Here is a 25,843-nt window from a genome sequence, read left to right on the forward strand (position 1 = left end):
GTCACCGCTTCGCCGCCGCGAGGCGCAGGGCGAGCGCGGGACACACGGCCACCGCCTGCGCGGCGACCTGCTCGAGCCGCACCGGCACGGGCGCGTCGAGAAGGGCCGGATAACCGTTGCCGTCCAAGCGAATCAGGTCGGGGGCGACGTCGGCGCACAGGCCGTGGCCGTCGCAGCGGGACCAGTCGACGTGCAGCCGATGGGTGCCGGCCTCCTCGCGGGCCGTCGGCACGGGCAGCACCCCGGCCACCGGGCGCCCGCAGTCGCCGGACCGCGCGTGACGGGCCAGATCGTCGGCGAAGACCTCCAGGGCGGAGGTGGCGAATGCGGCGGTACCGTCGGGATGGCTGCAGGCACCGCGGCCCTTGACGCCCGCCGCGGCCGCCCGCACGACGGCCGGATCCCCGGCCCCCGAAGCGATCCCGTCCACCGCCCGGGCCAGGTCCGGCAGCCCGAGCCGGCACGGCCCGCACTGCCCGGCCGACTCGGCCGCAAGATAGCGCACCACCCGGGCCACCTCCCCTAACGGGCACGTGTCGGAGCTGATCGGCAGCACGATTCCGGCGCCGAGCGACCCGCCGACCGCCGTCATCCCGCGGCGCGAGACCTCGGCCCGCGACGCGGTCGTCATGTCCAGCCAGCGGCCGTGGAAGCCGCCGGAGAGCACGGCCGGCCCGGACGGCACGGCGCACAGGTCGAGCACGTCGGCGAGCGCCGTGCCGGTCGGGCACTCGACCACGGCCGGGTGCCGGGCGCTGCCGGTGACGCTGAGCAGCACGGTGCCGGGCTCCTTGCCGTCGCGGTCGCCGACCTCGCAGTAGCGGCGCGGCCCGACCCGGGCGGCGATCGCCAGCTGCGCGAACGTCTCCGCGTTGGACAGCAGCGTCGGCTGGCCGGCCACGCCGCCCTCGGCCGCGCGCCGCTTGATGCCCGGCGGGATGTGCGGCAGGCCGTTGATGCCCTGGACCAGCGCGCCGCCCTCGCCGGAGATGAACCGGTGCGGCACCCGCACCACGCGGGCCGGGACCGGCAGGTCACGCTCGGCGACCGCGGCGAGCAGCGAGCGCTCGCCGACGCCGTCGTCGGCGACGCACAGCACGATCTCCACCGCCCGCAGCGCCCACGCGACGAGCGCGGCGCCGTCGAGGATCAGGTGCGGCGCGCGGGTCAGCAGGACCTTGTCCTTCCACGCCGCCGGCTCGCCCTCGGTCGCGTTGACCACCACGAACGGCGCGAGCATGCGCCGCTCGACGGCGTCGGCGACGGCGCGCAGCTTCTTGGCGAAGGGGAACCCGGCGCCGCCGCGCCCGGCCAGGTTGATGTCCTCGGCCAGCTCGATCAGCGCGCGCAGGGACAGCGGGCCGATCGGGCCGTGCACCTGCTGGTGGGCCCGCAGGTCGAGGCGCTCGGCGCGGTCCAGGCCGGCGGTCAGCCGGGCCGGGCCGATCGACAGGACGGTCGGCACCAGCGCCGCGCCGTCGCTGCCCCGGGTCCGGGGGCGCTGGCTCGTCGCGGCTCGGGGACTCATCGTGCCTCGCCCCGCAGCCGGTTCCAGTACTCGACGTCGTCGTCCTCGGCGCGGTGCCGCCGGCCGCGGCCCGCCTGGGCCTGCTCGCGCTCCTGGCGGCGCAGCTCCCGCCGGGTGTCGAGGTTGACCAGCGTGGGCGTGTCGTCGTCGACGTACCGGTCGGGCTCGGCCGCCGCGGAGACCTTGGACCGGCGCGCCTCGAACCGGTCGCGCAGCGTCATGCCGGCGGTCTCGGTCGAGTGGCGCGGCGCGGGCTCCTGGTACGTCTCCGCATAGGGCTCGGGGTAGGTCGCGTAGGGGTCGTAGCCGTCGTCGTACTTCGGGGTGGCGGTGCCGCGGTACGTCGTCGGCTCCGGCTTCTCGTAGTACTCGGTGGCGTAGGCATCCGGCGTGTACCGATCCTCGTCGTACGCCTTCTCGAAGGGCGGCTCGAACGGCACGGCGGTCACCGGGGCCGCCGCGGGCCGTTCGGCCTCGCGCCGGTAGTCGGCGGGCTCGGGCTCGGCGGTCTCGCGCCGGTAGTCGGCGCGCAGGTTCGCCGCGTCGGCGTCCCACAGCTGCTCGGCCGCTGGCGCGTCCCACCGGAACCGGCTGCCGGAGCGGGAGGAGCGCGTGGCGCGGCGGTCGTAGCCGGCCGGCTCGGGCCGCCCGACCGGCGCGATCTCGGTGGTGGTGCGGTCGGCGGCGAGCTGCTGCTGCTTGCGGTTGCGCTCGGCGGACAGCCGCAGTCCGAGCGCGACCAGGGTCAGGAACAGCAGCAGCACGTAGCTGGCGGTGACCCAGACGGCGGCCGGGCGGCCGGCGTTCAGCCCGTGCCAGACCGCGACCGGCCAGGACAGGTACGCCGTCGCGTGCAGCGGCCGCCACATCCACGGCTTCCCGGTCTGGGCGAAGCGGGCCCGGACCATGCCGGTCCACATCACGGTGACCATGAGGTACGCCGCGATCGTGCCCGCGCCGACCGCGAACGGCGCCGTGGTGAAGGGCACCAGCGCGCCGAAGATGCCGACCCGCCCGGAGACGAGCTCGCTGCCGATGTGCAGCCCCAGGAAGGAAACGGCGACGATGCCCAGCGTGCGGTGCACCGACTGCACCCACACCCGGTGCCGGGCGACGAGGATGATCCGATCGGTGGCGAGCAGCCCGGCGATCACGCACATAGTCAGCGAGACCAGCGTGAAGACGCCGCAGTAGAAGAGCATGAAGGCGAAAAGCTGGGTGAGCGTCTCCCGCCCACCGCCGGTCACCACGCCGAGCAGCATCAGTGCTGCGAGGACGACCAGTCCGATGTTGACAGGGGAGGGGGGAGCACCCCGAGTGAAACGACCGCGGCGCGAGGGAGCCCCACCGGAGGCCGGCGGGTGCGGCTGTGCCATTGCAGTTCCTCAATCCTGTGCGGTAATTCCCGGCGATTTCCGCCGCCCGGCGCAATCCAACGTAGGCAGGTGTCTGGAACGGGTCAATTTAAGTTTGCTCGTGCAGGTAGCGCGTGCCGATGCATGATCGAGAGGTTCTTCTTCAAGTCCGCCTAAAGCTTTTTAGTGATCCACTGGGCCACATGAGGGCGCCATTCAGGGAGTATCACGCTGGATTTGCCCGTTTTGTCAGCTCGGAGAGCGCGCTCCCACAGCCATCGACGGCCGCCGTGGTCGGTTGACTTCAAACGGTTACCTGAATGGATTCGTAAAACACGCCTTAAGCCCGCGTTAGGCCTGCTTTCGGTTCGGCCTCCGGGATCATTCGCCCGGCCGCGACGACTTCGTTCGGACCCGCACAAGCCGTGCGACCGCGCACCCGGAGGGTTCGTACACACGTGCTATCCACAGCCTGTGGATAGCACGTGTGTACGACGGCCGAAGATCAGCGGATGCGGTAGACCGCGCAGTGGCCGGCGCGGTACATCAGCGTCGCATAGCGGGGCAGATCGGGCGACGGGGGCATGATGTCGTCCTCGGTGAAGAGCCAGGTGACGTGGTACCGGTCGCGCAGCACACCGATCGTCTCCGGCGAGGGGTCGGCGAAGGCGGCGTCGTTGTCGGCCAGCAGCCGGGGGCGCCAGTAGCGGGTGTGCTCCTGCGGCACCCCCTGGATCGCCTCCTGGTTATGGGCCTCGGCGGTGTAGGCCCAGGATTCGACCAGGACCCGGCGCTCGGTGTAGGCGGCGATGCCGAAGTGCCGGCGGTCGCACGCGGAGCGGCCGCGGCGGCCCTCGTAGGCGCAGTGCATGTTGGTGGCGACGAGGTCGTTCGGGGACGAATGGTCGCGCAGCCAGCGGCCGGCCTCCAGGGTGCCCTCGGTGACCACGGGCCACAGATCGGCCCGCTCCGACCAGCCGTTGGCCCGGCCGTCCTGGTAGGCGTAGCCGAGCTGGCGCAGCGCCGTCGGGGCCGTGCCGCCGAGCAGGAACACCACGACGAGCCCGAACGCCGCCGGGGTGCGGGCCCGGCGAGCGAGCAGCACGGCGAGGATGCCCGCGGCGCCGAGCGCGGCCCACGGCCACACCAGCGCGATGGTGACGGCGGCCGCGCGCCGCTCGGGGCCGATCACCGGCACGCCGCCGCCGTCGATCAGCCTGATGGTGTACACCAGGACGGCGCCGCCGAGGAATACCGCTAAATACTGAAATGTCGGATAAATCCGGACACGCCAGCGTCCGGATTTATCCGTAATTAGGGTTAGCAGGCCCCAGGTTGAGAGCGCCGCCAGATACGGGCGGGCGCCCTGCAGGAAGAAGCCCTCCGCCTGGCCGCCCGAGTGGCCGAACAGCAGCAGCACCGCGAACCCGGTCACGCCCAGGCCCAGCAGCAGCACCGCGTCGGCGCCCAGGAGCCGGCGGCCCAGGCCGGCCGCGCCGCACCACAGGACGGTCCAGCCGAGCAGCGTCAGGGCGAGCAGGACGACCAGCCGGTACAGCCGCGGATCCTCGGTGTAGTGCGTGCTCACGCCGGCCGGGTTGCGCCGCAGGGCGTCCAGCGGGCCCAGTCCCAGCCCCTGGCTCTGCCCGCCGAACAGCACGAACTGCGCGAACACCAGCCAGGCCAGCACGATGCCCAGCGCGGCCGCGCCCGCGCGGTGCAGCCGGCGGGCGCGCAGGGCGTGCACCGCGAGCACCAGCAGCAGCGCGCAGAACAGCGTCGGCAGGAAGCTCGCCTTCGCGCCCATGACGGCGGCCGGCAGCAGGGCCAGCGCCGCCCACCGCCGGCGATCGGCGGCGTCCCGCAGCAGGTCGAGCAGGACGAGCATCAGCGGTACGAACAGCAGGGCCCCGAAGGTCTGCGTCGGGCTGGTCCACAGGGTGAGCCGCGCGTTGGAGCCGTCATCGATCGGGTTGAACCCGTAGTCGCGGTAGAACAGGTCCTGGACCCAGCCGTACGGGTCGGGGGCGAGCGCGAGGAACGCGGTCAGCGCCGTCACCGCGCCGGCCGTCCAGGAGCCGCCGACCCGCCGGCCCACCGCGGCGACCCCGACCACCAGCGCGAAGCTGATCGGGAGCATCGACAGGCGGGTGAGCAGCACGTACGGCTCGATGCCGGTCGCCCAGCTGGTCGCCGCCAGGTCCGCGTAGGCGAACCAGTGGTAGTAGATCGGCTCGCTGGTCACCCACGGCGTGACGAGGCCCATGTGGTGCTTGAGCTCGCCGACCAGCGCGAGATGGAAGGGCACGTCGATGTCCGGCTTGCCGTAGCTGGGCCAGGCGAAGCCGTGGTGGCGGTAGTACACCGTGCTCCAGCCGAGCAGGGCCAGCGCGATGCCGGCGAGGGTCCACGAGTGCGCGGTCGGGGCGCGGCCGGCGGGGCCGGTGCCCCGCCAGTACCGTCGCAGGCCCTTGAAACCGGCGAAGGCGAGCACGATCGCGGCCGGCCCGGCCAGCGCGGCGAGCGGCGCGCCGAGGGCCCGGGCCGGCACGTAGCACAGCACCTCGACCCCGTAGCCGGCGGCGGTCCCGGCGGCGAGGTCCTCGCCGAGGCCCCGCGAGCCGCGGTGCACCAGCCGCCACAGCAGCGTCCCGGGCAGCGTCACGGCGGCGGCGACGTAGAGCGCGAACGCCAGATACGTCGGCGCCGAGACGCCGTAGGCGTGCAGTACCCCGCCGGTCGCGACGAACACGAGCCCGGCCGGCCACCAGCCGGACCGCCACCGGATCCGCGGCGCCCGCCCGCCCCGCCCGGCGTGCACGTCCGGTTCGTCCCGCTCCGCGAGGCGTGTCAGGGCCATGACCCGCTTTCCTACCGGCCCCGCCGCCCCGGCACCCGGGAAAATGCGCGCGGTTCACCCGGCCGAGCGTGTCATGGGTCGCCGCTGCCAGACGCCGTTCGGCGGTTGTCGGGCGCCTAGGCCCGCCGGCCACGCTGGCGGTCGGCGACCCGGCGCAGCACGCGCTTGAAGGCGGCGTAGGCCGCCTCGCCGACCGCCTCCGCGTGGCCCCGTTCGATGTCCGCCAGGATCTCGGCCGAGCGGTGCATCTCGGCCAGGCCGCGCTCGGTCGGGACGATGAGCTTGGCCCGGCGGTCCTGCGGGTCGGGGTGGCGCTCCACGTAGCCCAGCGCCTCGAGCTCGTCGACCAGCGTGCCGATCACCTGCTTGTGCTGGCCGGACAGGAACGCCAGGTCGGTCGCGCGGCTGCCCGCCTCGTCGAGGTAGGCCAGCACCGCGCCGTGCCGCGGGCGCAGGTCCGCGTAGCCGTGCTCGCCCAGCCGGCGGAAGAGCTCCCGCTGCAGGGCGAACAGGATCTGCGCGGACAGCACGCCGAGGTCGGGATCGGCGCGCTGAGGAGCACCAGGGGAAATAGTCACCGGTCATGACTATATGGCGGCTACCGGAAACGGGCGCAGCCGCACGCCGTCGAGCATCGCGGCCGGGCCGCCGCCGAAGGACGTGAGCCGGGCCCGCAGCGGCTTGGGCAGCCGGGGCAGCAGCCGCAGCGCCTGCGCCGTCGTCCAGATCTGCCGCTCGCTGCGCGGGACCATGGTGGCCAGCACCGCCGGGCCGATGCGCCGGCTGCCCGCGACCGTGCCGGCCATCGCCGCCTCGTAAGCACCGAATGCCACGGTGTGGTCGCCGCCCGCCGCCGCGAGCTCGGCGGCCAGGACGTAGCCGCCGACCGCGGCGAGGCTGGTCCCGCCGCCGACCGCCGGGCCGGGGCCGTAGCCGGCGTCCCCGACCAGCGTCACCCGGCCCCGCGACCACGAGTCGAGCCGGATCTGGCTGATCGAGTCGAAGTAGAAGTCGTCGGCGTCGTCCAGATGAGCCAGCAGATTCGGTACCTCCCAGCCGAGCCCGTCCGCCATCGCCCGCAGCAGCCGCCGCTGCTCGGCGCCGTCGCGGTGGTCGTAGTCGCGCTCGGCGGCCCGGATCAGGAACACGACCCGGGCCCGGGCCGGGTCGTGGGTCGGGTAGACGCCCACCGCGCGGTCGACCGCGTTGTAGCTCAGGGTCACCCCGTCCAGGCCGATGCAGTCCGGCACCGAGAACACCGCCAGGTAGGCGCCGAGGAAGTGCCGGTACTGCCGCTCGTCGCCGAACGTGAGCCGCCGGATCCCCGAGTGCAGGCCGTCGGCGCCGACGACGAGGTCGAAGCGCTCCCGGCTGCCGTCGGCGAAGGTGACGTCGCCGTCGTCGATCGCCGTGACCCAGGTGCCGAAGCGGTACTCCACGTCGCCCGCGGTCGCCTCGTAGAGGATCTGCGCCAGATCGCCCCGCATGATCTCGACGTGCCGGTCGGAGACCCCGGCGAGCAGCAGCGACGCGTTGAGGCTGACGGTCGGCCGGCCCGGCCGGATCAGCCGCATCAGGTCGGTCGTGGTGCGCGCCGCCCGGACCCGGTCGAGCAGCCCCATCCGCTCGACGACCTCGACCGCCGGCCCGAGCAGGTCGACGGCGTGGCCGCCGGCGCCGCCGGTGCGCAATGTGGCGGCGCGGTCCACGACGGTGACCCGGTAGCCGGCCCGGCGCAGCCAGAACGCCAGCACCGGCCCGGCGATGCTCGCCCCCGAAATGAGCACGTTCACGGTGATCCTCCCCCACGAGAGTTTGTTTACCTACCGGACAGTAAAGGACTTACCGTCCGGTAAGTCAACTACGATCGGGGAGTGCCGAGACCGAGGACGAGCGAGACCGCCGGACGCATCCGCGCCGCCGCGCTGGAGGTGATCGCCGAGCGGGGCGTGCAGCAGGCCAGCCTGCGCGAGATCGCCGAGCGGGTCGGCATCACCAAGCCGGCGCTGTACTACCACTTCGCGTCCCGGGAGGACCTGCTCCGGGGGCTGGTGCAGCCGTTCGTCGACGACGTCGAGGACCTGCTCGCGCGGCTCGAGGCGAGCCCGCCCGACGACCCGCGGGAGGTGCTCGGGACCTACTTCGACGTGGCGTACCGCCACCGCGACATCATCAGGGCGGTCATGCTCGACCCCGGTGTCCTGGCGGAGCTCAACCTGGCCGCCGCCGTCGACGGCTGGCGCCGCCGGCTCACGACGCTGCTGTTCGGCCCCGCACCGACGCTGTCGCAGCTGACCCGCGCGGCCGTGGCGATCGGCGGCCTCGGCGACTGCACGGTCATGTTCACCGATGCCTCCGCGGCGGAGCTGCGCGCGGCCACCCTGGCCGCGGCGCTCGGCGCGCTCGGGCGGTGACCTCGCGGTTTGCCCTCGGGCCAGCCGGGTAGCGCGCCCGGATGACCGCGATCGCCCCCTCCGACGGGCCGGCGCCGTGACCTCGCTGTCGCCGTTCCCGCCGATCGAGTCGTACGGCTTCCTCTCCGACTGCGAGACGACCGCGCTGATCGCGCCCAGCGGCAACGTCGAGTGGCTCTGCCTGCCCCGGCTGGACTCGCCGAGCGTCTTCGGCGCGCTGCTGGACCGCGGGGCGGGCGGCTTCCGGCTGGGTCCGTCGGACCAGCGAGTGCCGGCGGCGCGGCGGTACCTGCCCGGCACGATGGTGCTGGAGACCACCTGGGGCACGCCGACCGGCTGGATCGTGGTGCTCGACGTGCTGCTCATGGGGCCGTGGCACCACGACAGCGAGCGCTCCGGCACGCACCGGCGGGCGCCGACCGACTACGACGCCGAGCACGTGCTGCTGCGCACGGTGCACTGCATCAGCGGCGAGGTCCAGCTCACGCTCGACTGCGACCCGGTGTTCGACTACGGGCGGCTGAGCGGGCGGTGGGAGTACCTCGGCCCGGGCTATCACGAGGGGACCTGCCAGGCCGACGGCTGCGACGTGGAGCTGCGGCTCACCACCGACCTGCGGCTCGGTTTCGAGGGCGGCAAGGCCATCGCCCGCACGCTGCTGAAGGACGGCGATTCGCGGTACTGCGCGCTGTCCTGGACCGAGCACCCGCCGCCGACCGACCGCGCCGAGGCCGAGGCCCGGCTCACCTGGACCGCGCACCACTGGCAGCACTGGCTGGCCCGCGGGCGGTTCCCCGACCACCCGTTCCGGGGCCACCTGGAGCGCAGCGCGCTGACGCTGAAGGGGCTGAGCTTCGCACCGACCGGGGCGCTCGCCGCGGCGGCCACCACCTCGCTGCCGGAGACGCCGGGCGGCGAGCGCAACTGGGACTACCGGTACTGCTGGATCCGCGACTCCGCCTTCACCCTCTGGGGCCTGTTCACGCTCGGCCTGGACTGGGAGGCCGACGACTTCCGCCGGTTCATCAGCGAGATCGCCGGCCGCTACGTCGACCTGCAGGTCATGTACGGCGTCGGCGGCGAGCGCCAGCTGTCCGAGCACCTGCTGGAGCACCTGTACGGCTACGAGGGCGCCAAGCCGGTGCGGGTCGGCAACGACGCGTTCACCCACCGCCAGCACGACGTGTGGGGCACGATGCTCGACACCGTGTGGCAGCACACCAAGCACCGCGACCGGCTCGACGAGCGCATGTGGCCGGTGCTGGTGCACCAGGTGGAGAGCGCCGCGCAGCACTGGCGGGAGCCGGACCGCGGGATCTGGGAGGTCCGCGGCGAGCCCCGGCACTTCACCTCCTCGAAGATCATGTGCTGGGTGGCGCTCGACCGGGGCGCGCGCCTGGCCGCGCTGCGCGACGACGAGCCGCTCGGGCAGCGGTGGCGGGCCTGCGCCGACGAGATCCGCGCGGACGTGCTGGCCAACGGCGTCGACGAGCGCGGCGTCTTCACCGCGCACTACGAGAGCACCGCGCTGGACGCCTCCGTGCTGCTCATCCCGCTGGTCGGCTTCCTGCCCTCGCACGACGAGCGGGTCCGCGCCACCGTGCTCGCCATCGAGGACGAGCTCACGGTCAACGAGCTGGTTCTGCGGTACCGCACCGAGGACACCGACGACGGCGTCAGCGGCGCCGAGGGCACGTTCACGGTCTGCTCGTTCTGGCTGGTGTCGGCGCTGGTGGAGATCGGCGAGACGGCACGCGCCGAGCGGCTGTGCGCCAAACTGCTGTCCTTCGCCGGGCCGCTGGGCCTCTACGCCGAGGAGATCGAGCCGCACAGCGGGCGGCACCTGGGCAACTTCCCGCAGGCCCTCACGCACCTGTCGCTCATCAACGCGGTGTTCCGCGTCATCCGGGCCGAGGAGGAGCACTGACGCCTCATTCGCGGCAGGGGAGGCTCTCACCCCGGCTCGGGGCAGAGGCTGGAGATGACGGCGAAGGCACAACAGGAGGGAATCGATCAGTTATGACTCTCGCACCCTTCGCATCCCGGCGCCGGCGCGGGCAGCTGGCCGGGATCCCGTACCGCTGGGACCCGCGCCGGGAGATCGATGAGATCAACAGCCGGTTCGGTCAGCTGATGCAGGCGTTCATGGGCGAAAATCCGACGCTGCCCACGGGGCTCTCGGCGCTGTCGCCCCCGATCGACATCGAGGAGACCGAGAACGCCTACATCGTCGAGATCGACCTGCCCAACGTCGACCCGTCGGACGTGAGCCTGGAACTGCGCGGCGAGGAGCTGCGCGTCTCCGGCACCTTCCAGCAGCGCGAACGCGGCGGCGTGATCCGCCGGCAGAACCGGCAGACCGGCGAGTTCGAGTACGACGTCGACCTGCCCAGCGACGTGGACGCGGAGCAGGTGGAGGCCGGCTACAGCAACGGCGTGCTGACCGTCACCGTGGCCAAGGCGCGCGACGCCCAGCCCCGCCGCATCGAGATCCAGCGCAAGCAGACCGCGCAGCAGGGGCAGCAGCAAGGCCAGCAGCGCGGACAAACCGGTCAGCCCGGGCAGCCGGGCCAGCAGGGCCAGCAAGGACAGCAAGGCCAGCAGGGCCAGGGCCAGCAGGGCTCCCGGCGGTAACGGAAGCGGCTTGGATGGCAGTCGGGTTCGAGCAGCTCCTGGCGCCGGTCCGGCAGAGCCTCGGCGACGAGCGCGCCGCGCGGCGGGCGGTCGAGACCACGCTGCGGACGATCGCCGAACGGATCGGCAGCGACGAGGCGCGGCACCTGGTCCCGGCGCTGCCGCCGGAGGCGGCGCCGTGGCTGTTCACCACCGGGCCGGCCCAGGGCTTCGGCCCGGTGGAGTTCGTCGGCCGGGTCGCGCGCCGGGAGGGCGTGCCCCGGGAGGTGGCCGAGCGGCACACGGCCGCGGTGATGACGGCGCTCGGGGAGACCCTCGACGACGAGGCCTACCGGCACCTGACCGCCCGGCTGCCGCGCTCGTTCGCGCCGCTGATGCCCAAGGGCGGGTTCGTCGGCGGGGCCGCCGCCAGCGAGTTCGTCGCGACGGTGGCGGGTCGCGCCGGGATACCGCCCGCGCAGGCCGAGCCGGGCACCGCGGCGGTGCTCGAGGTACTGGCCCGGCGCATCGGGGCCGATGCCGACGACCTGACGGCCTTCCTGCCGGTGCGGCTGCACGCGGCGCTGCGCCGGGGGCGGCTGGCCCCGGCGCCGCAGCTGACCGCGGACGAGTTCATCGTCATGGTCATGCGGCTGACCGGGCTGACGGAGGCGGACGCGACCCGGATGATCCGCGCCGCCCTGTCGGCGCTGCGGGACGCCGTCGACGAGGACTTCTTCGAGGGTCAGGTGCAGCTGCCCGGACGGTACCGGGAGCTGCTGCGGGCACCGTGAACGCGAGGGGGTACACCATGCCCACCCAGACGGTCGAACGCACCGACCGGGAAATCCTCGACGACGTCGGCACGGAGCTGCGATGGGACGCGCGCCTGCAGCCCAACGACATCGGCGCGATGGTCCGCGACCGGATCGTGACGCTGGCCGGCCGGGCGGACAGCTACCCCAAGAAGTGGGCCGCCGAGCGGGCCGTGCACCGCGTCCGCGGAGTGCGGGCCGTGGTCAATGACATCGACGTCCGGCTGCCCGCCGAGGCGCAGCGGCCCGACACCGACGTCGCCGAGGCGGCCGCGCGGGCCCTGGACTGGGACGTCTTCGTCCCCGCCGAGCAGACCCAGGCAACAGTCTCCAACGGCTGGGTCACGCTGCGCGGCGAGGTCGAGTGGGAGCACGAGCGGCGGGCGGCGGAGCACGCCGTGCGCCGGCTGACCGGCGTGCACGGGGTGACGAACCTCGTCTCCGTGCGCCCGCGGCGCCCCACCGCCACCGAGATCCGCCGCCGGATCGAGGACGCGCTGGTACGCAGCGCCGAAACCGACGCCGAGCACATCCACGCCGACGTGGACGCCACCACCGTCATCCTCACCGGCCGGGTCCGTTCCTGGGCGGAGAAGGAGGAGGCGGGCCGGGTCGTCTGGTCGGCGCCCGGGGTGGCCCGCGTCGACAACCGCATCATCGTCGGCTGAAGCCGGCCGAGTTGAAGCCGGCCGAGTTGAAGCCGGCCGAGTTGAAGCCGGCTGAGTTGAAGCCGGCCGAGTTGGTGCCGGCTGAGTTGGAGCCGGCTTGAGTTGGAGCCGGCTGAGTTGGAAAGGAAGCCCAAGTCATGACCAGCGTGAGCCAACCCGGCGGGTCGTCGTTCTCGACGAGCGGTCCGGCGGGCCGTGTGTCGGGTCCCGAACGCGCCGCGAACGAGGACCGAGACGCGGCCCGCCAGCCCAGGGCGACGATCGCGACCTACCCGGACTATCTTGAGGCCCAGCACGCGGTGGACCGCCTGTCCGACAGCGGTTTCCCGGTCGAGCGGGTCACCATCATCGGCGAGGACCTACGCCTGGTCGAGCGGGTGCTCGGCCGCCTGACGGTCGGCCGGGCGGCGCTGGCCGGGGCCGGCACCGGGGCCTGGTTCGGCCTGCTGGTGGGCTTCCTGCTCGGCATCTTCGCGGTCAGCGCCTGGTGGAAGGTCATGGTGTTCGCGATCGTCGCGGGCGTGGTGTGGGGCGCCGTGTTCGGCGCGATCGCCCACGCTATGACCGGCGGCCGCCGCGACTTCACCTCCACCAGCACCTTGCAGGCCGGGCGCTACTCGGTGCAGGTCGACCCGGATTCCGCACCCCGCGCCCGCCACCTGCTCACCACCTGACCCGCGGTTGTCACACCGCCCCCGCCGCCGGAGTTGATCCGCCGGCACGCTGCCCCTTGCTCGCGGCGACCGCCACCCGGCCACCCGCCGCGAGCGGAAGCGACCGGAAGTCTCCGCGATCATGCCGAACCCGCCACGACACCACCGGTTTTTCATGATCACGGAGTGAACATGTACACCTGTGTACCAAATGTCTCCGCGATCATGGCAAACCCGCGGTGCGGCCACGGCGACGCGCATGATCGCGGAGACTTTGTGCGCCCAGGGCGTCGCGCCCCCGCCCGGTCGCGGCGACTTGTCACCGCGCACCCGCCGCGACCGGAAGTCTCCGCGATCCGGCCCGGCGACCGGAAGTCTCCGCGATCATGCCGGAGCCCGGCCGCATCCGGGGTTCCGCCAGGCGAGCAATCCGGCATGACCGCCTGAAGCGGCCGGCCCGCACGAGGCCGGACCGGCCGCTCAGGCGTCAACTCGGGCGGTCGCGCCACTCGGGCGGTCGCGCCACTCGGGCGGTCGCGCCACTCGGGCGGTCCGTGCCGCGACTTCGATCGGCGGCGGGCCGGGCGAGGCGGCTGGGCGCCGGGTCAGCAGCGGCTGGGCTCGGCCGGGGCGGCGATGGGCAGGGCCGGCGGCGAGGTCGTGGTGTCGGCGAACGCGGGCTGCGCCCCCGGCGACTCCGCGGCCGAGGCCACGGGCGCGGCGGCGAGCGCGGTCGGCGACGCCACCGGCCTCGCCGGGCCGGTCGTCGTGGTGCGGGCCGGGCCGGTGGTTCCGGCCGCGACGGCACCGGCCTCGGTCGCGCCCGGGCGCTGCACGGTGCCGGGCGTGAGTGCGATGCCGGTGAGCGTGGTGCGCCGGCCGGCGGTGTCGGTCAGCCGCACCGTGAACGGCCCGGCCCCGGCGCCGCTGTCGGCGAGCCAGTAGTTGTAGTCGGTGTGCCCGAGCGCCGCCCATCCGCCACCGGACTGCAGTTCGGCGCTCGCCAGCGGGTTGCCGGTGTTGTCGAAGCGCAGCGCCAGCCAGTAGCGCGACGAGCCCTCCTTGACCCGCACGGTCACCGGGCCCGGCACCGCGGGGTTGGCGACCTGGCTGTAGGTCACCGGGATGATCCCGGCGTCGATGTCGCCGATCCGGGCGAACGCCTGCCGGCTCAGGTCGATGTGCCCGGCGGCGCACTCCGGGCACCGGTCGGTGACCTTGACCCGCACGCTGCCCTTCGGCCCCTTGACGTCGAGGTAGCCGCCGCAGGCGGCGCCCGAGCGGTACTCGGCGTTGCCGAGCGCGACCACCAGCGGCTCGGCCACCTGGTCGAACGAGCAGTTGCCGCCGCCGTCGGCGGCGTAGTACGTGGCCTGTCCCGACGTCGCCGCGACGGCCGCGCAGGCGGCCCCCGACGCCTGCGCCACGAGCGCTACGGTTGCCGACCCGGCCACGACGGCACCGGCCGCCGTGATCACCCAGGTCCGCGGGGCCTGCCACCACGGCAGGCCCATCTCATGATGCTCCCCCACGGCGCGGATGCTATCGACGCCGGTCGGGCCGGCGCGGGCGGTAAAGCAAAGCTTAAGGTGCTTCCCACGTTCGGCCGCCGTCGCGAACGATCTCAGCCCTACGAGAAGCACGTTCGGCCGGCGCGGTGCGAAACGATCTCAGCCCCACGAGAAGCACGTTCGGCCGCCGCCGGGCGAGACGATCTCAGCCCCACCAGAAGACGGAGGCGATGATCGTGTAGAGGGCGACCAGGGTCGCGCCCTCCAGCCAGGTCGACTCGCCGTCGAAGACGATGAAGGCGACCGCGATCACCGTGACCGCCACGGCCATGATCAGCATCGGCGCGAAGACCAGGGTGAGCGTGGTGGCGGTGAACAGGCTCAGCAGCACCAGCGCCGGGGCGAGCACCAGGGCGATCTGCAGCGGGCTGTTGATGATGACGCTCAGCGCGTAGTCGGACTGGTTCTTGTAGGCGAGCTTGATGCCGATCACGTTCTCGATCGCGTTGCCCGCGATGGCCACGATGACCAGGCCGGCGAACGCCTGCGAGATGCCCATCGCGTCGATCGCGGGCTCCAGGGCGTAGACGAACCAGTCCGACACCAGCGCCGCGCTCCCGCTGGCCAGCGCCAGCAGGCCGACCGCCACCCAGACCGGCCACCGCGGCGGCTCCATGTGCACGTCGTTCGCGGCCGCCGCCGCGGAGCGGCGCAGGCTCGCCGGCAGCGACAGCGCGAAGACCACGAGCAGGATGATCGCCACGAAGACCGACAGCGACTTCTCGTGCGGCTCGGCCGGGGTGTGGACGTAGGAGGCGAGGCTCGGCAGCACCAGGGCGGCGGTGGCGAGCACCATCAGCACCATCGTGGTGCGGGCGCGCTCGGAGTTGAACCGCTGCGTGCCGTGCTTGAGCCCGCCGGCCAGGAACGACAGCCCCAGCACCAGCAGGATGTTGGACAGGATCGAGCCGATGATCGCCGACTGCACGACCGCGACCAGCCCGGCCTTGAGCGAGAAGAAGCCGATGAACAGCTCCGGCAGGTTGCCCAGCGCGCCCTGCAGCACGCCGGTCGCGCCCGCCCCGAAGCGGTCGCCGAGCTGCTCGACGCTGCGCCCGACCAGCGACGCGAGCGCGGCCACCGCGCCGCCGGCCACCGCGAACGCGAGCACCGACGGGACGTTGGCGTAGCGGGTGACGGCGGCCAGCCCCACGGCCGCGGCGCAGATGCCGAAGACGACGAAGTCGGAGCGGATGAAAACGCGCGCGGGGGCGGTGTCCACAGTCACGTCGTCGAATATCGCAGACGATCACCACTCTGTCCCGACGGCGGCACTGTACAGTTCCCGCAATTTGGCGGCCCGGGCCGGACGGCCGTGCCCGACCCAGGCGATCCGGCCGGCCAGGTGGGCGGCGAAGTCGGGGTGGCCGTCGCGGTTGGCCGCGGCCAGCCCGTCGCGGGCGGCGTTGTGCAGGATCGCGCGCAGCCGGTCGTACTCGTCCCGCGGCGGCGCCGGCTGGGTGTTGACCACCAGCCCGGCGAGGCGCTGCCGGTCGCCGCGGCCGCGCACCCGGGTCTTGGCCGGGTTGACCCGGAAACCCTCGGCGGCGGCGAGCGCGGTGACCAGGCCGATCAGCCGCCCGGTCTCGGCCGGGCCGAGGTCGCCGGAGAAGGCCAGGTCGTCGGCGTAGCGGGTGTAGGTGACGCCGAACGCGGCGGCCAGGCCGGCCAGCCGCCGGTCGAGGCGGTAGGTGCACAGGTTGGCCAGCGCCGGCGAGGTCGGCGCGCCCTGCGGCAGGTGCGGCGCGCGCAGCGCGAACGCCTCCGGATGGCCGCGCAGCACGTCGGCCGGGCTCGCCGTGGTGCACAGCGCGGCCAGGGCGTGCGCCACCGGCTCCGGGTAGCCCATGGCGCGGAACAGGCCGTACACCCGGGAAACCGAGACGCTGGTGAAGTAGGCGGCAAGGTCCAGCCGGACCACCACCGCCTTGCCCGCGTGCGGCGCGGCGAACGTGTGCACCGAGCGGCCCGGCACGAAGCCGTGGGCGGCCGGGTGCACGGGCACGCGGCCCAGGACCTCGTCGAGCAGGCGGCGCTGCAGGGCGCGCAGGCGCGGCTTGGGCGCCTCGATGAGCCGGTTCGGCCGCCAGGTGTACCGATAATGGCGCAGCCGCTCCGTTCCGGTCTTGCGGTTGATCTCCCGTCGGTCCGCATACCAATCGAGACGGTCACCCTCGACGCCGAGGAACTCGGCGAGCGCGGCCAGGTCGTCCAGGCGCGGGGTGTCCCAGCGCATCCGCACCGTGCGGGTCGGCACCGCCCGGCGCAGCACGATCCGCTGCGGCACCGTCGCGGGCAGCCGGGCCGCGATGAACCCGGCCAGCTCGCGCGGGCGGTCGGCGGGCGGCTCGCGGTAGGCCCGCAGCACCGCCGTCACCAAAGGCCCCAGCCAGCGCGGCCGCCGGCCGAAGGTGGCGGCCCCGGCCTCGAGCAGCGCCGGGCGGGCCCAGTCGGTGGCCAGGAAGGCCAGGGCGAGGGCCTGCGCGGCAGCGCGGCCCGACGTCGCCCGGTCGTGCCTGCCCGGAGCCGCGCGGAGCGCGGTCGAGGGCCGGCGGTGCGCTGCGGTGCTCAATCCTTCGTCCCCGGGGTTACCCCGGAGAGATCACGGCGGGCCGTGACCAGCTCGGGCCGCGCTGCCACGGCGGTCAGCCTACGGCAGCCGGTCCTGATACTCCCGCAGCGCCCGCCGCGCGAAGACCTGCTGGAACGTGGAGACCCGCTCCGAGCGGCCCCGGCCGATGAAGCTCACGAACCAGTGCAGCACGGCGGTGACCCGGTTCTTGAAGCCGACCAGGTAGAGCAGGTGGACCACCAGCCACAGCAGCCAGCCCGGCAGGCCGGCGAAGTGGAACCGGCCGACGCTGGCCACCGCCGAGAAGCGCGAGATGGTCGCGAGGCTGCCCTTGTCGTGGTACTTGAACGGCTGCCCGGTCGGCTGCCCGGCCAGCCGCTTGCGGATCTGCCCGGCCGCGTGCTGGCCGCTCTGGATCGCCACCTGGGCCACCCCGGGCAGCTTCTCCATCGACATCATGTCGCCGACGGCGAAGATCTCCGGGTGGCCCGGGACGCTGGTGTCCGGGTTGACCAGCAGCCGGCCGGCCCGGTCGACCTCGGCCCCGGTCGCCTCGGCCAGCTGGCGCGACAGCGCGGGCGCGGCCACGCCGGCGGCCCAGATCTTCGTCATGGACTCGATGCGCCGGTGCCCGTTGGGCGTCTCGACCTCGATGCCGGTCTCGTCGACGTCGACGACCTTGGTGGACAGCTCCACCTCGACGCCGAGCTTGTGCAGCTGGCGCAGCGCGGCGGTGGAGAGCCGGTCGCCGAACGTGGACAGCACGGTCGGCAGGGCGTCGATGAGGATGATGCGCGACTGCCGGGGGTCGATGTTGTGGTACTGCCCGGGCAGGTGCCGGTGCGCGAGCTCGGCGATCTGCCCGGCCATCTCCACGCCGGTCGGGCCGGCGCCGACCACGACGAAGGTCAGCAGCCGCTCGATCGCGGCCGGGTCCTGCTCGAGCTCGGCCAGCTCGAACGCGCCGAAGATCCGCCCGCGCAGCTCCAGCGCGTCGTCGATGCTCTTCATGCCGGGGGCGAACTCGGCGAACTGGTCCTTGCCGAAGTACGACTGCGAGGCGCCGGCGGCCACGATCAGCGAGTCGTAGTCGACGCTGTAGGCCACGCCCGGCGCCACCACGTCGACCCGCTTCGCGTCCGGGTCGATGCGCGTGACGGTGCCGAGCAGCGTCCTGGCGTTGCCCTGCCGCTTGAGGACCTCGCGGATCGGCGGCGCGATCTCGCCCTCCGACAGGATGCCGGTGGCCACCTGGTAGAGCAGCGGCTGGAACAGGTGGTGCGCGGTGCTGTTGATCAGGGTGACGTCGACCGGCGCGCCCTTGAGCGCCTTGGTCGCGAACAGCCCTCCGAACCCGGCGCCGACGATCACGACCCGGTGCCGCTGCGCCTGCTCGTCCATGTGCATCTCCCGATGGGGCAATGGCTCGTGCACATCAAGTACACCACCGCGCGGCTACGGCTGCCGTGTGTCGTCCGCTACGCCGGCAGCAGCCCGCGCACGTATGCCGCCTGGCCGACGTGCTGGGTGTCGTCGTCGAGGACGCTGATCAGCCGCACGCCGAGGGTGACCGGCGGGTCCCAGCGCTCGTCGACGATCCGGTCGAGGTCCGCGGGCGTGAGCCCGGCCACAAAGGAGTGGGTGCGCGCGTACACCGCGTCGAAGTAGTCCAGCAGGGCCTCGGGCGACTCCGGGCGCACCGCCGCCACCTCCTGCGGCCCGTGCCCGTAGCCGGTGTCGTGCGCCCGCGCCTTGAGCCCGATCCGGGACGCGTAGTCGCCGGTCACCCACAGCTGCTCGGCGCCGTCGAGCAGGTCGGTGACGTGGTCGTCCTGGACCCGGGTGAGGTGCCAGACCAGCCAGCCGATCGAGTTCGCGCCGGGACCGGGCGCCCACCGCAACTGCTGCGCGTCGAGCCCCTCGACCGCGCCCCGCACCAGGTCGGGCAGCCGCCCGAAACCCTCGACCAGCAGCTCGTTCACCTGCATCGTCATCCTCCTCGGGGCTGGGTCCGCCGGCATGGAAATAACCGCCGCAGGACACAACCTAACCCCGCCGGAGCACGAGATTCTCGCCGCCGGGGGCGCTCACCCGCCGTTGAGCGCCTTGTACGCCGAGTCGGGCAGGTCGCGCACCTGGTCGCCGGTCGGCGCGGTGGCCGGGACGGGGCGGCCGAAGTCGCTCAGCGTGATCGTCGTCTCGCTGGCCGGCTCGGTGCCGTAGGCGGGAAGGCTGAGCTTGATCGAATTGAGGTACCCCTGCTGGTCGATCGACGCGGCGAAGGGCACGGCCTTGGCCTTGTCGCCGAGCTCCTTGACCATGTCGGCGTCGTACAGCATCCCGGACGTGTCCTGGGTGATGTCCAGCGTGCCGGTGAACAGCGTGCCGTCCACGTTCTGCACCGCCGTCGCGCCCTTCACCAGGGCGTTCAGCCCGGCCGGGTCCTTCGCGTCGAGCGTCGTGAACTCGCTGCCCAGCCGCGCCGGGTCGGCCCGGAACCAGTACTTGGACAGGTCGACCGGCAGCGGCAGGCCGGTGATCTTCAGGTAGAACGTGCCGGCGACGGTCAGGCTCTCGATCGTCATGGTGGTGTCGGCGTCGAGCCGGAGGGTCATCTTGCCGGTCATCGTCTGCGTCGCCGGGTCGGCGGCCCCCTCGACGCCACCATCGATCGCCGGGTCGCTGACCGCGAAGTGGTACGACCCGGAGCCGCTCTTCGCCGCGGCGGCGGCCAGCTGCTCACCGGCGCTCACCGACCGGCTCGGCCCCGGGGTGACGCCGCCGCCGGCCGCACCCGTGTCCTTGTTGTCCGCGCATCCCCCGGCGAACAGCGCGGACGCGACGAGCACAGCCAGGCCTTTGCGACACCTCATGCCGTAACGCTATGTCATCAATTAGGCACATAGGGTGTGATTCGGCGACCAAGGCGGCCCGGCCGGCGCACCGGCCATCGTCACGTGACAGTGGCGGGATTATTCCGGCGCGGGAGTCGTTTGGGAAGCCCTCGATATCGAACGAGGGTAACGGAGAGGGTTATCCCGGTAGATCGCGGCCGCCACTGCGGGTCCGATGAACACGTCTCTATTGGCCTGCACGAGAGGTGCCGATGAAGCTCATCTCGATCGCGTCCCGGGCCGCCGTCGCGACGGTCGTGACGACCACCGTGGCCGGCCTCACCGCGGTGGCCGGCCCGGCGGCGGCCTCGGCCGCGCCCGCGCCGGCGTTCAAGGTCGTCCCGGCCATCACCGGGCACGTCCAGAAGGTCTCGCGGACCACCCCGCTGTCCACGTCCGACTGCCTCGCGCAGATCGGCATCCACTGCTACTCGCCGCTGCAGTACCGCACGGCCTACAACCTCAACCCGCTGTACGCCCGCGGCATCACCGGCAAGGGCCGCACCATCGTCATCGTGGACTCGTTCGGCTCGCCGACGATCCAGCACGACCTCGAGGTGTTCGACGCCCAGTTCGGCCTGCCGAACACCAACGTCCAGGTCGTCAAGGCCGGCAACGTCCCGCCGTTCGACCCGGCGAACCCCGACCACGTCGGCTGGGCGCAGGAGACGACGCTCGACGTCGAATACGCCCACGCGGTCGCGCCGGACGCCAAGATCGTGCTCGTGGAGACCCCGGTCGCCGAGACCGAGGGCGTCACCGGCCTGCCCGAGATGATGAACGCCGAGAAGGCCCTGATCGACAAGGGCGTCGGCGACGTCATCTCGCAGAGCTTCGGCGCGACCGAGAACACGTTCCCGGGCTTCGACAAGCACAACTACTCCAGCCTGTTGAAGCTGCGGTACGCGTACACCGACGCCGCCCTGCACGGCGTGACGGTGCTCGCCGCGTCGGGCGACGCCGGGGCGACGGACTACCAGGCCGACGGGGAGACGCTGTACTCGTACCCGGTCAACTCCTGGCCGTCGTCGGACCCGCTGGTGACCTCGATCGGCGGTACCCAGCTCAACCTCGACAACACCGGCAAGCGCCTCTCGCCCGACGTCGTGTGGAACGACGGCTACGGCGCCGGCGGCGGGGGCCTGTCGTCGGTCTTCCAGCGGCCCGGCTTCCAGACCGGGGTCCGCTCGGTCGTGGGCAACCACCGGGGCACGCCGGACATCTCGATGAGCTCGGCCGTGGACGGCGGCGCGTGGGTGTATTACTCCTTCGTGGGCGCCGACTCGCCGTGGCACATCTTCGGCGGTACCAGCGAGGCGACCCCGATCTTCGCGGGCATCATCGCGCTGGCCGACCAGCAGGCGGGCCGCCGCCTGGGTGACATCAACGCGAGCCTGTACCTGCTCGGCGCCGGCAGCACCCGCACCCACCTGCCGACCGGCCTGGTCGACGTGACCTCGGGCGACAACAGCTTCGAGGGCGTGACCGGCTACCCGGCCCGCCCGGGCTACGACCTGAGCTCCGGCTGGGGCACGATCGACGCCAGCAAGTTCGTCCCGGCCCTGGCATTCCTGTAGTTGCTCGCAGTGCTCAACGGCGCGGCCCTCGATCGGGGCCGCGCCGTTGCCGTTTCGGGCGGCCCGTTCCCCGGCCGCGGCGAGCCGGTGGGTCAGGCGAAGGACCAGCGCTGGTTGGCGCCGGCGAAGCAGTCCCACACCTGCAGCGGGGTGCCGTTGGCCGAGCTCACGTCCTTGGCGTCGAGGCACTTGCCGAGGGCGCGCAGCGTGCCGTCGGGGTTGGCGGTCCACTTCTGGGCGGCCGTGCCGTTGCAATCGTAGAGCTGCACCCGGGTGCCGTTGGCCGAGTTGGCGGCCTGCACGTCGAGGCACTTGCCCAGGGCGCGGATCGTGCCGTCGCCGGGGCGGGTCCACTGCTGGGCCGGCGTGCCGTTGCAGTCGTAGAGCTGGACCTGCGTGCCGTTGGCCGGGTTGGCGGCCTGGACGTCGACGCACTTGCCGCCGATGCCGGTGATCCGCCCGCCGCCGGCCGGGGGCTGGGTGGTGCCGCCGCCGTCGCTGGTGTAGCCGTACACCCGCACGTAGTCGACGACCATCTGCTGCGGGTAGGTCGAGGAGGCGTCCGGCGAGCCGGGCCAGGTGCCGCCGACGGCGACGTTGAGGATCATGAAGAACGGGTGGTCGAAGACCCAGCGGTTGCCGCGGGTGTCGGCCGGGGTCTGGCGCTCGTACTGCACGCCGTCGAGGTACCAGACAACGGAATCCGGCGCCCAGTCGACGGTGAAGGTGTGGAAGTCATCGGCGAGGGCCCGCCCGCCGGACAGCGTGGTCCAGCCGGTCAGCGGGTTGCCGCCGGAGTAGCCGGGGCCGTGCAGGCTGCCGTGCACCGTGCCCGGCTCCTTGCCGACGTTCTCCATGATGTCGATCTCGCCGTTGTTGGGCCAGGGGTTGGTGCCGATGTCGTCGCCGAGCATCCAGAACGCCGGCCAGATGCCCTGCCCGCGCGGGATCTTGATGCGCGCCTCGAAGCGGCCGTACTTCTGGGTGAACTTGCCCGCGGTCAGCAGCCGCGAGGACGTGTACTCGCAGCGGCCGTACCAGCAGTTGTAGTTGGCCGGGTTCTCCTTGCGGGCGCTGATCACCAGGTGCCCGGCGCCGTCGAGCGCCGAGTTGGCCGCGCCGTCGGTGTAGTATTCCAGCTCGCTGTTGCCGAAGCCCCCGCCGCCGACGTCGTGCTTCCACTTCGCGCCGTCGGGCGCGGCGCCGGCCGCCCCGTCGAACTCGTCGGACCAGGTCAGGCCCCCGACGCCGGCCGAGGCCTCCGGCGCGCTGTGCACGGCGGCCACGACGAGCCCGGCCACGGCCAGGGCGAGGGTGGCGGCGATGACCGGCAGGCGCCGTCGATGCTTGCTGTTCACGAACGCTCCCAGGTGCGGGTTCGGGTATCGAGCCGACCCTATGGAGAGAGCGCTTTCAGGAGCCCTATTGGATCCTTACGTTTTGGTTTACCGGTTTTGAGCGGCTTTTGAGCCCCCCGCACGGCGGCGACGGGCTCATCCGCCGATCGGATCAGCAGGTCAGGTTGCCGCCTGCCGGCACACCCAGGATGCCGACGAACTGGTTGTAGAGGTTGACCCGGCTCTGCATCTGGGCCGGGTTTCCGCCGTTGCACTCGATGCTGTTGATCGCCCGGATGGTGGTGCCGAAGCCCTGCCCGTTCACCATCGCGTTGTGCGAGGTGGTGCCCGCGGCGCCGGTGCCGGTCATCCAGTACCACAGCCCGGTCTGCCAGGAGATCGACGAGTTCGTACCCACCAGGTCCGGGTGGTTGAGCAGGTCGACGCCGAGCGCGTCACCGGCCGCCTTGTAGTTGAAGTTCCAGCTCAGCTGGATCGGTCCGCGGCCGTGGTACGCCGACTGACCGGCCGGGCAGCCGTAGGGCTGGCTCCAGTCGCAGTAGGTCGGCCAGTTGGCGGTGTTGATCTCGTCGATGTACACCAGGCCGCCGGTCTCGTGGCTGACGTTGGCCAGGAACGCCGCGGCCTCCTGCCGCTTGACCGTGTCGCTGCCGGTCGTGGCGAACGCCGGGAACTTCGTCATCGCGTCGGTCAGCCCGGCATAGGTGTAGAAGGAGTTCCGGCTCGGGAACATCTGGTTGAACTGCGCCTCGCTGACCACGAAGCCGCCGCCACCGCCGGTGTTGCCGCCACCGCCGCAGGAGTAGGGCGACCAGAACCAGGTGCTGATCGTCGGGTCGTAGCCCGGGTTGTCGTGCGTCGCCTGGTAATACAAACCGTTGGTGTACCGCACGATCGCGCCCGTGGCGTAGAACTGCCCGGCCACCCAGTTCGGGTAGTTGCACGCGCCGGTACCGCCGCCGCCTCCACCGGTACCGTCGCCGCAGCTGCCGTTGTCGGTCCACACGCCGGAGCCGCCGGTGCTCGGCGTCTCGTACTGCGTCCACCACTTGGCGGTCCAGTTGTGGCCGGCATACGACGCCTGCATGCCGCCGGTGTAGACGGCGCTGCCGGAGTAGGCCGGAGCGCAGGCGACGGCCGCCTCGGACGCGCTCATCGGCAGGATGGCGGCCACCGCGGCGGCGACGATCACGCCCGCCACGGCGACGAACGCGAGCAGTCGTCTCGGCCGCGGGGGCTCAACACATGGGTGGATGTCCATGCCTCTTTGTAAACAAAACTTCGTATTTTGTAAAGTATCTTTCTTGTTTGGATTGGGACCTTCACGAGGAACTCGTGGCCGTCCCGGGTCTTCACGATGATCTGGTACGTGTCGGACGTACCCTCCCGCTGCGCCGCGACCGGGTCGACCTGCCCGAGCTTGTCGAACACGCCGCGCTCGGCCGCCTGGAACGACTCGGCCTGCGCCGGCCCCCACTTGGCCGGGTCGCGCGGGTCGCCGTCCTTCGCCTCGTTGGCCCGCCGCCGCGCCACGGTCGCCGGCGGGATGGTGACGTCGTTCGCGGCGACCGGCGCGGCCTCCTGCGTCGTGGGTCACCGCAACCGTCTCGACCGGCACCACACGCGTGGCGGCGCCGGCCACGCCGACACCGGCGGCGACGCCGGCCACCACCACGCCGAGGCCGATCACCAGGACGATCTTTCGCATCGTGCTTCCTCCCCAGGCTGGGCTCGCGAGCGCGATCTGACACCCGCGAGAACCAAGACGGGTCACCACCGCCGCCCTGTCACTGCCGTCCGCGAACTGGTGCCAAACGCCTGGTTGGCGGGGATACTGGGGCTCCCGCTATTGGAGGCGATGTCATGCCCGCACTTCCGTTGTTCCCGACCACGCTCGTGGGCAGCTTTCCGCAGCCCGAGTGGCTCATCGACCGGGCCAGGCTCGCCGGCCGGTTCCCGCCGCGCGTGCGCGCGAAAGAGCTGTGGCGGCCCGCGCCGGAGCACCTCGCCCGCGCGCAGGAGGACGCGACGCTGCTCGCGATCCGGGCGCAGGAGGATGCCGGCCTCGACATCCTGACCGACGGCGAGATCCGGCGGGAGAGCTACTCCAATCACTTCGCGACCGCCCTGGTCGGGCTCGACCTGGACGAGCCGGGCGTGGCGCTGGACCGCAGCGGACATCCGAACCCCGTCCCCCGCGTGGTCGGCCCGGTCAGCCGCCCGGGCCCGGTGCAGGTCGCCGACGTCCGTTTCCTGCGCGAACACACCGACCGCACGATCAAGGTCACGGTGCCCGGTCCATTCACCATGTCGCAGCAGGCGCAGGACGACCACTACGGCAACCCGGAGGCTCTCGCGGAGGCCTACGCCGACGCCGTCAACGCCGAGGTCCGCGACCTGTTCGCGGCCGGCGCGGACATCGTCCAGCTGGACGAGCCGTATCTGCAGGCGCGGCCGGAGCCGGCCCGCGCATACGGCGTGAAGGCCCTCAACCGCGCGCTGGACGGCGTGGTCGGCACCACGGCCGTGCACCTCTGTTTCGGGTACGCCGCGATCATCCACGAGCGCCCGTCCGGCTACTCGTTCCTGCCGGAGCTGGCCGACTGCAGCTGCGACCAGATCTCGATCGAGACGGCCCAGTCCAATCTCGACACCTCGGTGCTGAAGCACCTCACCGGCAAGACGATCATGCTGGGCGTGATCAACCTGTCCGACCCGGCCGTCGAGTCCGTCGACACGGTCGTCGAGCGGGTCCGCCGCGCGCTGCCCTACGTCGCGGCGGAGAAGGTCGTGATCGCCCCGGACTGCGGGATGAAGTACCTGCCGTGGGAGTCGGCGACCGGCAAGATGCGCGCCATGGCCGGCGCCGCCGAGGTCCTCCGCCGGGGCTGACCCGCGCGACGGCGCCCCCTGCCGGTCCGCCACCGGCAAGGGGCGCCGAGGGCTCGGATTGGCGAGCGCTTCG

At 72.5% G+C, this 25,843-nt stretch carries 22 protein-coding genes; 8 read left to right on the forward strand and 14 right to left on the reverse strand.

The window, feature by feature from the left end; all coding sequences use genetic code 11:
* Position 1: 1 nt before the first annotated feature.
* The 5 genes from ACQPXD_RS53980 to ACQPXD_RS54000 all read right to left on the reverse strand — a co-directional run bounded on the left by ACQPXD_RS53980 (position 2) and on the right by ACQPXD_RS54000 (position 7,536).
* Positions 2 to 1,528 carry a ferredoxin gene (locus tag ACQPXD_RS53980; RefSeq protein ID WP_432832628.1) on the reverse strand — a complete coding sequence of 509 codons (1,527 nt, stop codon included), beginning with the start codon at positions 1,526 to 1,528 and terminating at the stop codon, positions 2 to 4.
* Positions 1,525 to 2,790, reverse strand: coding sequence for a hypothetical protein (locus tag ACQPXD_RS53985; protein ID WP_432832630.1), 1,266 nt, complete (start codon positions 2,788 to 2,790; stop codon positions 1,525 to 1,527). The genes ACQPXD_RS53980 and ACQPXD_RS53985 overlap by 4 nt, the downstream gene beginning before the upstream one ends.
* Positions 2,791 to 3,388: 598 nt before the next feature.
* Positions 3,389 to 5,743, reverse strand: a complete 2,355-nt coding sequence (locus tag ACQPXD_RS53990; RefSeq protein ID WP_432832632.1) for a hypothetical protein — start codon at positions 5,741 to 5,743, stop codon at positions 3,389 to 3,391.
* A 116-nt stretch (positions 5,744 to 5,859) separates the two neighbouring features.
* Positions 5,860 to 6,321, reverse strand: coding sequence for a MarR family winged helix-turn-helix transcriptional regulator (locus ACQPXD_RS53995; RefSeq protein ID WP_432832634.1), 462 nt, complete (start codon positions 6,319 to 6,321; stop codon positions 5,860 to 5,862).
* A gap of 9 nt (positions 6,322 to 6,330) precedes the next feature.
* Positions 6,331 to 7,536 (reverse strand): FAD-dependent monooxygenase, encoded by a 1,206-nt coding sequence (locus tag ACQPXD_RS54000; protein WP_432832636.1) that lies wholly within the window; start codon positions 7,534 to 7,536, stop codon positions 6,331 to 6,333.
* Between the two features lie 81 nt (positions 7,537 to 7,617).
* Between ACQPXD_RS54000 and ACQPXD_RS54005 the strand changes: the two genes are divergently transcribed.
* The 6 genes from ACQPXD_RS54005 (at position 7,618) to ACQPXD_RS54030 (ending at position 12,927) form a co-directional block, all read left to right on the forward strand.
* Positions 7,618 to 8,157, forward strand: a complete 540-nt coding sequence (locus ACQPXD_RS54005; RefSeq protein WP_432832638.1) for a TetR/AcrR family transcriptional regulator — start codon at positions 7,618 to 7,620, stop codon at positions 8,155 to 8,157.
* Between the two features lie 76 nt (positions 8,158 to 8,233).
* A complete protein-coding gene (locus ACQPXD_RS54010) occupies positions 8,234 to 10,084 on the forward strand; it encodes a glycoside hydrolase family 15 protein (protein ID WP_432832640.1) in 1,851 nt (616 codons plus the stop codon).
* Positions 10,085 to 10,176: 92 nt separating this feature from the next.
* Positions 10,177 to 10,791 (forward strand): Hsp20/alpha crystallin family protein, encoded by a 615-nt coding sequence (locus ACQPXD_RS54015; RefSeq protein WP_432832642.1) that lies wholly within the window; start codon positions 10,177 to 10,179, stop codon positions 10,789 to 10,791.
* A 14-nt stretch (positions 10,792 to 10,805) separates the two neighbouring features.
* On the forward strand, positions 10,806 to 11,564 hold the full coding sequence (locus ACQPXD_RS54020; RefSeq protein WP_432832644.1) for a DUF2267 domain-containing protein: 759 nt from the start codon (positions 10,806 to 10,808) through the stop codon (positions 11,562 to 11,564).
* A gap of 17 nt (positions 11,565 to 11,581) precedes the next feature.
* Entirely contained in the window at positions 11,582 to 12,253 is a 672-nt protein-coding gene (locus ACQPXD_RS54025; RefSeq protein ID WP_432832646.1) for a BON domain-containing protein, read from the forward strand.
* A 137-nt stretch (positions 12,254 to 12,390) separates the two neighbouring features.
* Entirely contained in the window at positions 12,391 to 12,927 is a 537-nt protein-coding gene (locus ACQPXD_RS54030) for a general stress protein (RefSeq protein ID WP_432832648.1), read from the forward strand.
* Between the two features lie 584 nt (positions 12,928 to 13,511).
* Here the strand turns inward: ACQPXD_RS54030 and ACQPXD_RS54035 are convergent.
* The 6 genes from ACQPXD_RS54035 to ACQPXD_RS54060 all read right to left on the reverse strand — a co-directional run bounded on the left by ACQPXD_RS54035 (position 13,512) and on the right by ACQPXD_RS54060 (position 19,922).
* Positions 13,512 to 14,438 carry an expansin EXLX1 family cellulose-binding protein gene (locus ACQPXD_RS54035; RefSeq protein WP_432832650.1) on the reverse strand — a complete coding sequence of 309 codons (927 nt, stop codon included), beginning with the start codon at positions 14,436 to 14,438 and terminating at the stop codon, positions 13,512 to 13,514.
* A gap of 184 nt (positions 14,439 to 14,622) precedes the next feature.
* Positions 14,623 to 15,705: a calcium/proton exchanger gene (gene cax / locus ACQPXD_RS54040; RefSeq protein WP_432832652.1), complete on the reverse strand. Its 1,083-nt coding sequence runs from the start codon at positions 15,703 to 15,705 to the stop codon at positions 14,623 to 14,625.
* Between the two features lie 21 nt (positions 15,706 to 15,726).
* Positions 15,727 to 17,049 (reverse strand): reverse transcriptase family protein, encoded by a 1,323-nt coding sequence (locus ACQPXD_RS54045; RefSeq protein WP_432832654.1) that lies wholly within the window; start codon positions 17,047 to 17,049, stop codon positions 15,727 to 15,729.
* 78 nt (positions 17,050 to 17,127) lie between these two features.
* On the reverse strand, positions 17,128 to 18,450 hold the full coding sequence (locus ACQPXD_RS54050) for an NAD(P)/FAD-dependent oxidoreductase (protein WP_432832656.1): 1,323 nt from the start codon (positions 18,448 to 18,450) through the stop codon (positions 17,128 to 17,130).
* A gap of 77 nt (positions 18,451 to 18,527) precedes the next feature.
* On the reverse strand, positions 18,528 to 19,037 hold the full coding sequence (locus tag ACQPXD_RS54055; protein WP_432832658.1) for a mycothiol transferase: 510 nt from the start codon (positions 19,035 to 19,037) through the stop codon (positions 18,528 to 18,530).
* Between the two features lie 99 nt (positions 19,038 to 19,136).
* Positions 19,137 to 19,922: a hypothetical protein gene (locus ACQPXD_RS54060; RefSeq protein WP_432832660.1), complete on the reverse strand. Its 786-nt coding sequence runs from the start codon at positions 19,920 to 19,922 to the stop codon at positions 19,137 to 19,139.
* A gap of 233 nt (positions 19,923 to 20,155) precedes the next feature.
* Here ACQPXD_RS54060 and ACQPXD_RS54065 point away from each other — a divergent pair, with 233 nt between their 5' ends.
* Positions 20,156 to 21,520 (forward strand): S53 family peptidase, encoded by a 1,365-nt coding sequence (locus ACQPXD_RS54065; RefSeq protein ID WP_432832662.1) that lies wholly within the window; start codon positions 20,156 to 20,158, stop codon positions 21,518 to 21,520.
* 92 nt (positions 21,521 to 21,612) lie between these two features.
* On the opposite strand, the gene ACQPXD_RS54070 is transcribed toward ACQPXD_RS54065, so the two are convergent.
* The 3 genes from ACQPXD_RS54070 to ACQPXD_RS54080 form a co-directional block, all read right to left on the reverse strand.
* Entirely contained in the window at positions 21,613 to 22,878 is a 1,266-nt protein-coding gene (locus tag ACQPXD_RS54070; RefSeq protein ID WP_432832664.1) for a family 16 glycosylhydrolase, read from the reverse strand.
* A gap of 151 nt (positions 22,879 to 23,029) precedes the next feature.
* Complete coding sequence (locus ACQPXD_RS54075; RefSeq protein ID WP_432832666.1) at positions 23,030 to 24,139, reverse strand: glycoside hydrolase family 19 protein; 1,110 nt, start codon at positions 24,137 to 24,139, stop codon at positions 23,030 to 23,032.
* The gene (locus tag ACQPXD_RS54080) at positions 24,067 to 24,411 is read right to left on the reverse strand and encodes a hypothetical protein (protein WP_432832668.1); all 345 of its coding nucleotides are present in this window, start codon (positions 24,409 to 24,411) and stop codon (positions 24,067 to 24,069) included. Before ACQPXD_RS54080 ends, ACQPXD_RS54075 begins: the two co-directional genes overlap by 73 nt.
* Before the next feature lie 330 nt (positions 24,412 to 24,741).
* On the opposite strand from ACQPXD_RS54080, the gene ACQPXD_RS54085 reads away from it, so the two are divergent.
* A complete protein-coding gene (locus ACQPXD_RS54085) occupies positions 24,742 to 25,770 on the forward strand; it encodes a uroporphyrinogen decarboxylase family protein (protein WP_432832670.1) in 1,029 nt (342 codons plus the stop codon).
* Positions 25,771 to 25,843 lie beyond the last annotated feature (73 nt).

Origin of the sequence: Dactylosporangium sp. CA-092794 (genome assembly GCF_050948465.1) — a bacterium.
In the GTDB taxonomy this organism is placed as follows: domain Bacteria; phylum Actinomycetota; class Actinomycetes; order Mycobacteriales; family Micromonosporaceae; genus Dactylosporangium.

Bases quoted from the DNA above. Each gene is read 5' to 3' on its own strand.
- ACQPXD_RS53990 (WP_432832632.1), bottom strand. From the start codon at position 5,743: ATGGCCCTGACACGCCTCGCGGAGCGGGACGAACCGGACGTGCACGCC.
- ACQPXD_RS53985 (WP_432832630.1), bottom strand. From the start codon at position 2,790: ATGCTGCTCGGCGTGGTGACCGGCGGTGGGCGGGAGACGCTCACCCAG.
- ACQPXD_RS54050 (WP_432832656.1), bottom strand. From the start codon at position 18,450: ATGGACGAGCAGGCGCAGCGGCACCGGGTCGTGATCGTCGGCGCCGGG.
- ACQPXD_RS54085 (WP_432832670.1), top strand. From the start codon at position 24,742: ATGCCCGCACTTCCGTTGTTCCCGACCACGCTCGTGGGCAGCTTTCCG.
- ACQPXD_RS54060 (WP_432832660.1), bottom strand. From the start codon at position 19,922: ATGAGGTGTCGCAAAGGCCTGGCTGTGCTCGTCGCGTCCGCGCTGTTC.
- ACQPXD_RS54055 (WP_432832658.1), bottom strand. From the start codon at position 19,037: ATGCAGGTGAACGAGCTGCTGGTCGAGGGTTTCGGGCGGCTGCCCGAC.
- ACQPXD_RS54025 (WP_432832646.1), top strand. From the start codon at position 11,582: ATGCCCACCCAGACGGTCGAACGCACCGACCGGGAAATCCTCGACGAC.
- ACQPXD_RS54065 (WP_432832662.1), top strand. From the start codon at position 20,156: ATGAAGCTCATCTCGATCGCGTCCCGGGCCGCCGTCGCGACGGTCGTG.
- ACQPXD_RS53980 (WP_432832628.1), bottom strand. From the start codon at position 1,528: ATGAGTCCCCGAGCCGCGACGAGCCAGCGCCCCCGGACCCGGGGCAGC.
- ACQPXD_RS54030 (WP_432832648.1), top strand. From the start codon at position 12,391: ATGACCAGCGTGAGCCAACCCGGCGGGTCGTCGTTCTCGACGAGCGGT.
- ACQPXD_RS54020 (WP_432832644.1), top strand. From the start codon at position 10,806: ATGGCAGTCGGGTTCGAGCAGCTCCTGGCGCCGGTCCGGCAGAGCCTC.
- ACQPXD_RS54075 (WP_432832666.1), bottom strand. From the start codon at position 24,139: ATGGACATCCACCCATGTGTTGAGCCCCCGCGGCCGAGACGACTGCTC.
- ACQPXD_RS54015 (WP_432832642.1), top strand. From the start codon at position 10,177: ATGACTCTCGCACCCTTCGCATCCCGGCGCCGGCGCGGGCAGCTGGCC.